6 protein-coding genes are annotated in these 6,354 nt (G+C 30.3%); all 6 read right to left on the reverse strand.

The features are described 5' to 3' along the window. Nucleotides 1–260: 260 nt before the first annotated feature. The 6 genes from ES044_RS17590 to ES044_RS17615 all read right to left on the reverse strand — a co-directional run bounded on the left by ES044_RS17590 (nucleotide 261) and on the right by ES044_RS17615 (nucleotide 6,049). Nucleotides 261–821, reverse strand: coding sequence for a hypothetical protein (locus ES044_RS17590; protein ID WP_147120670.1), 561 nt, complete (start codon nucleotides 819–821; stop codon nucleotides 261–263). 194 nt (nucleotides 822–1,015) lie between these two features. Further along, nucleotides 1,016–1,666, reverse strand: a complete 651-nt coding sequence (locus ES044_RS17595; RefSeq protein ID WP_147120671.1) for a hypothetical protein — start codon at nucleotides 1,664–1,666, stop codon at nucleotides 1,016–1,018. Nucleotides 1,667–1,920: 254 nt separating this feature from the next. Beyond that, complete coding sequence (locus ES044_RS17600; RefSeq protein WP_147120672.1) at nucleotides 1,921–2,826, reverse strand: helix-turn-helix domain-containing protein; 906 nt, start codon at nucleotides 2,824–2,826, stop codon at nucleotides 1,921–1,923. Continuing rightward, the gene (locus ES044_RS17605) at nucleotides 2,826–3,320 is read right to left on the reverse strand and encodes a hypothetical protein (RefSeq protein ID WP_147120673.1); all 495 of its coding nucleotides are present in this window, start codon (nucleotides 3,318–3,320) and stop codon (nucleotides 2,826–2,828) included. The genes ES044_RS17600 and ES044_RS17605 overlap by 1 nt, the downstream gene beginning before the upstream one ends. A gap of 2 nt (nucleotides 3,321–3,322) precedes the next feature. Then, a complete protein-coding gene (locus ES044_RS17610; protein WP_147120674.1) occupies nucleotides 3,323–4,222 on the reverse strand; it encodes an oxidoreductase in 900 nt (299 codons plus the stop codon). 255 nt (nucleotides 4,223–4,477) lie between these two features. After that, complete coding sequence (locus tag ES044_RS17615; protein ID WP_147187453.1) at nucleotides 4,478–6,049, reverse strand: hypothetical protein; 1,572 nt, start codon at nucleotides 6,047–6,049, stop codon at nucleotides 4,478–4,480. Nucleotides 6,050–6,354 lie beyond the last annotated feature (305 nt).

The following is a 6,354-nucleotide window of genomic DNA, read 5'->3' on the forward strand; positions in this document are numbered from 1 at the left end:
TTCAAATTCCGCAGAGATTTTCTATTCAACATGCTGGCAAGAATTCAGATGTTATATAGTTTAAATTCTTGTTTTTCATTCAACTTTAGTTAGCCTTTAGATTTTCCCGAGCAATGAAACATAACGTTTTTGTATATGGTTTGTTGCGTGTTTTAAGCAACTAATTTAGTAAATAATTACTGACCAAGAAAGTCCGCGAGGACTTTCGTAAGTAGGCGAGAAGCCAGCAATAAATTATATACGGTGTTGGGCAACGTTTTTTATTTCTTTTTTAAATTAAAACCTAAATTCAGTTGGAACATTATTGGAAAAAATCCACCATTACCATTTGTGTCAAAATAATAATGTGGTCCTATGTCAAATAATAAATGAAAGTTCTTTCCGTATTTTCGTTGTATTCCCCAAGTTGGACCAAAAGCGAAGTCAAAATTTGAGCTTCTTATAAAATTACTTTCTATTGTATTCCCTCTTGTTAAAAATCTTAAAGAAACAAAATTACCAGAATTATTTTCCGTATTTAAGTTTTTAGCTCTTCTTTTGTTTAAATTATAAAATCTCTTATACTGTAAATCTAAAAACGGATTAAAACTGTATAGAAATTTATTTGATGGTGAAATAGAAATTTCATCATAAGGAGCTCCATAACCAATTCCTAAACCAGCAGAAAATGTTGCTTTTTTTGAAACAGGCATTTCTAATTCAATTGCAGGATTTAAAAAATTAACTCGCCAAACTTTTTCAGTTTTAGTTTCTATTTTTTCTTGCGCATAATTCAGAGTTGTTAAAATTCCAAACATTATTATTAGTAAGTTTTTTTTCATTTTATTATTAATTTTCGTGTTTTTCGTGTTTTTCGTTTTTTAATGTTGCCCAACGTGTTTGTGTATGGTTAGTTGCGTGTATAAGCAACTAATTTAGTAAATAAAAAACGAATAGAATATTCCGCAGGAATATTCGTAAGTAGGCTAGAACCAGCAATTAAATATACACGGTGTTGCCACCAGTACTTATTGATTTAAAAGAATTTCGACAAATAATCAATTTTTTCTTGATCCGTAATTATTTCATGATACCAAACAGGTGCTTGATAGTCAATCCATTCTTCTTCTTTTTCACTTTGCTTATTTCTTGCGGTTTTAATAATTTCAAGTGATCTTTTACTAGGTTTTTTTAATAATTCAATTGACTTTATTTGATTAACTCCAATAGTTGTTTTTCCGTTTTGCTCATCTGAACCATATCCAACAGATAAATCTAAAGGAAGCTTTTTATAAATAGTCATTTGTTCCAAAAGTCTATATTTTTCAATATCTGTTTTGGTAATTGTTAATGTACTATTTTCTTCATCAAATTCAGTTTTTGGTTTTTGTTGGTAGCTTTTGCTTATATTTTCAACATAGTATAGTTTAGAAGTTCCATTTCGATATGATGCATAACTATCAAGGTTCGAAAGATTGAATTTGAAATCATAAAGAATTAATTGTTTGATTCCGTTATCGTGTTTAAAACAAAATCCATTAGGTCTATACTTATATTCATATCCTCCAGTTCCAAATGTGATAAATCCTTCTATAGTTTTTCCATCATTTAAAGTTACTTTACAAACAGCCTGAATTTCTGGTGCTCCAAGGTCATAACTAACAGATTTTTCAGATGTAAAAATCATTAAGATGAAAAATAGAAAGATCCTCATAGTTAGTTTTCTTGTATTGTTGGCAACGGTTAGTATAAGAAAAGTAGGGCAGTTGGTAAGCACCGAACTTTCCGTATAGCACGAAGCCATATTTTTAATTTTCTTTTTAACTTTTCTGTTGGCTAAAATACAAATTAAAAATATGGCGACCTCGCAAATATGCCCAAGCCATTGGTCAAGAACTATCTGCACTATTTTTTTTATACATTGTTAGGCAAAGTAATTTTTCAGTTCAGATTTCGAAACTGTTTCGGACTTACTCCTTCGTTGCTTTTAAAAACCTTGCTGAAATGTTGAGGATATTCAAAACCCAGACCATAAGCTATCTGACTGATTGGGTTATTTGAATTTAGAAGTCTATTCTTTGCAGTTTCCACAATATGCAGATTAATATGTTCTGTTAGGCTTTTTCCAGTTTCTTTTTTTAATAAATCACTAAGGTATTTGCCCGACATATTTAATTGTTTTCCACATTCGTTTACCGAAGGAATACCTTTTTCTGTTGGTAAATTACTCTCAAAGTAAGAATGAAGAAATTTCTCAAATCTGGAAATAAAATCTTTGTTGTGGTTCTTTCTTGTTAGAAACTGGCGGTCAAAATATCGTTGGCTATATTTTAGTAAAGATTCTATATTATGAATAATTAAATCTTGTGTGTGCTGGTCTATATTTTGATGAATTTCGGTTTCAATTTTAGCAACAACTTCGTAAAGTGCTTTTTTTTCTTTATCTGAAATATGCAGGGCTTCATCGCTATCGTAATCAAAAAACGAATAATTTTGAATATCGTTTGCTAACGAGTAAGCACGAATCAAATCGGGATGAAAAAAGATGCTCCAACCACCTAAATCTGGTTCAATATCTGTTTGAGCTGAAACGATTTGTTTAGGTCGCATAAATACCAGACTTCCTTCCTGAAAATCGTAGGTTTGTCTACCATATTTAAAAGCACCTTGAATATTTTCTTTCAGCGAAATAAAATACAAATGACTGTTTACACGTAATCCATTGGCAAAGCTTAAATCCATATCTTTTGTATGGCGAACTACAGAAATTAGAGGATGTACAGGTTTTTCTAATCCTAACAATTGATGTATTTCATTAATGCTCTTTATGTTTAAAATAGCGTTCATTACAAATAATTCTTAATGTGTTCGTAATAAATCTGACCTCTTTCTTTTGAGAAATAGTCAATGATAATTAATGCTACGCCAAATACAGATAATACAATTCCAATAGCGTGAAAGTTAGGGTTTTTAGAAAATACAAATGCAAGAACGGCTACAAGAAAACATACGGAAATAATTGCCAATGTAGTAGGATACATAAACTGAAAACCTTCTACCCTTGTTTTTTCTGCTTGAGTAAATTCGGTAGGATTAGCTTGATATGCTGTTTCAAATTCGGCAATTCTATTATTGTTAGAATAAACCATAAAACTGCCCATTGCAGTAAAAAGTAAACCTATTACCAAAGTTGGAATTACTAATGCTCTTGCGTTTACTGTAGTGCCGTATTTCCAAATTAGTACTGTGCAGATTAAAGTTAAAATTCCTAAAACGGCAATACACATTCCTTCAAACATTTCGCCTTTTGCCCATTGTGTTGAGTATTCTATTAATTTCATATTTAGTATTTTATGTTTGTCATTTGCTCAGAAACTTCCCAAAGTTTTTTTGACGCTTCTAAATTGTGAGATTTTTCGTTTGATTCTACAACTACTGGATTACCGTGCATTTCAAAAAACTTTGAAGGGCCAAAATAATCGCCAGATTTTGCATCAGCATCAAAACCCGCTCGCAAAGTTGGCAAAACACCTTGGTCTGGTCCTTGAGAAAATAAAGGGTTTAAAGCTTTCATATACCAAGAATGCTTTTGTAAATTGGTTCTTGTCCAACCTGGATGAGAGGCAGTTACTTTAATTTCGCTCTTTTCGTTTTGCAATTTTCGAGCAAGCTCATAGGTAAAATATAGATTTGCTAATTTGCTGTCTGCGTAAGCTTGTGTTGTATTGTATTTTCGTTTTTCCCAATTAATGTCCGTAAAATCAATATTTCCCATTTTATGCCCAATACTTGAGGTAACAACTATTCGTGCGTTTTTTGCTTTGTGAAGCAAAGGCATTAATAGACCTGTTAAGGCAAAATGACCTAAATGATTTGTTCCCATTTGTATTTCAAAATCTTCTTTCGTCTTATCAAAAGGACAAGTCATTATTCCGGCATTGTTTATCAAAATATCTATTTTATCGTAATCAGATTTTACACCTTTGGTAAAATTGTGAACAGATTGTAAGCTAGACAAATCCATTTCTCTAATTTCTAATTTAGCATTGGGATTTTGTTTTTTTATTTCATCAGCTACAATTTTACCCTTTTTTGTATTTCGCACAGCCATAATAATGGTAGCATTTTTTTCTGAAAGAACCTTAGAAGCTTCTTTACCTAAACCACTTGAAGCTCCTGTGATAATGATTGTTTTGTTGCTTTGGTCGGCAATGTTTTGGGTATTCCAATTTGATTTTGACATAGTTGTATTATTTATTTTACAAATCTAATTTTACTCAAAACCTTAAAATGCAATAAAAAGCGGAAAGACTAATACATTTGGCAGAAGTTGGTAAATAGGTACAAGCGTTTTTTTATTTTGCCTAACGTGTTGGTATATGAAAAGTAGCAGAATAAAAAAGCGATTACTTTCAGTTTAAAAACAAAAATAGTAGAAAAGCACAAACTTTATAGTTTGCACTTAACTGCTGTTTTTTATATACCGTGTTATGGGCTTTTAATAATAAAAGGCAAAATGTGTGTTTATTGCTCCTGTAGTTATATTAAAACCATATCCATTCCCTGGTAAACTATAATTTTGGTCATAATAGTTAATAGCTCTTTTTCCTAATTCAACATCTTTAGAAGCATCAATTGTTATAGTTGAGCTAGAGGTCCTCGTAACTGAATTACTAAAATCAGAACTACTCTCAAAATTTTCTCCAATTTTTAATTTGTTAGATATTTTAGTTGAATTTGTTATAGTAATAGAATTTGTAGTGCTTTCTTTTACAATAACATCATCATGCTCGTATATTGCCATGCTTATTGCATTTCCGTATACATTTCCGTCCCAAGTACTTGAAGGAGTTAAATCTAAAAATCTAACTTGTGAGTAAATTTGTTCCCGTGAAAAATCTACCGGAATATCATAATATTTTGGAATACTTTTAATATAATAATCCAACCAAAAAACTCTTCCTTTAAAACTAACATTTCCCAAGTCGGAAGAAGATGGTGTTCCCCAATGGAACTGTCTTTCGAAAAAAGTATTAAAAGTACCAAAGAAAACAAATTTCCAATCAGTAGGAGGGCAGACTTGAGTATTATCTAAATTACCACACATAGAGGCTACAGAAAAATTGTAATGTAATGCTAAAACATCTTCACCACCAGGTTGGTTGTTAACTGCAAGCAAAGTAGCATAATTAGCAAATTTAAAACCTTCAATAACATTTTTTTCTGTAACACAATCTCTTTCATAAACTTTACTACAATTGGAAGAGCTGTTTCCTCCGCCAATTATTTCTACTCCACATAACTTTGCATTTAATAAATCTTCATTTAAAGTCATTTTATCTAAAAAATCATATTCGGAATTATTATAAGTAATATAGTCTTCTCTATTAAATTCGGTGCATCTTGCTAATGAAGGAAAGTGATCATTAATTAAATTATCATTCCAGATAGTTTCGTTACTACTCTTTTTTAAAGGAATTAATTTTTCACTTTCTTTTATCTGGATAGGAATGTAGTCCGCCAAAGTAGTCGTGCTGATGATTTTTTCTGTCTTTCTTTGATTAAAATAAAAAGAATTTTTAGTATTTAATCCTGGGTAAATAGAAAACTCTAACCCATCATAAGTTGAAATGTTTTCAAAAATTATATTTGCCCAATCAGGTATTTTAATTACTAAATTAGGAATAACTACCTCAATTTGTTTTATCAAATTGTACTTCTCGCTATTTATTTCAAATTCATTTAAAATAAGGTTTTCTAATGTTTTTCCATTTTCAAAAACTAGATTTTTGTTTCGAATATACAATAATTCTTTTGTTTTTTTGTTGTCACTTATAAGATGTTCAATAATTTTCCCTCTAAATACATGAGAATTAATCAAAAGATTATTTAATGCTTCTCCTACAACAATTTTTATTTTGTCTTGAACTTCATAATTGTTTAGGTTGTAATTGAATTCTTGCGAAATCAATTTAAAATCACTGTTAGTTTGGTTTTCTAGCGTCATATTTTCTTTTTCACAACTCATAAATAAGATTGTAATTAAAAAAATAACTTTTAAATTTTTCATTGTTTAATTTTTAATATTTCACGCATTCAACTTTTTAGAAGTGTTGAACACTTGCAGGTTTGCCTTTTTTTTCAAAAAAACTCCGTTTTAGACAATTCATTTTTTTAACTCTTTTACTTTTTTCTCCCAAGTAGAGTCTGTTCTTGAGTATGGTTGGATATTCCTTTTAATTGCCCATAACGTTGTTGTATATGGTTTGTTGCGTGTTTCAAGCAACTAATTTAGTAAATAATTACCGACCAAGAAAGTCCGCGAGGACTTTCGTAAATAGGCGAGAAGCCAGCAATAAATTATATACGGTGTTG

Origin of the sequence: Polaribacter sp. IC066, from assembly GCF_007997085.1 — a bacterium.
Classification (GTDB): domain Bacteria; phylum Bacteroidota; class Bacteroidia; order Flavobacteriales; family Flavobacteriaceae; genus Polaribacter.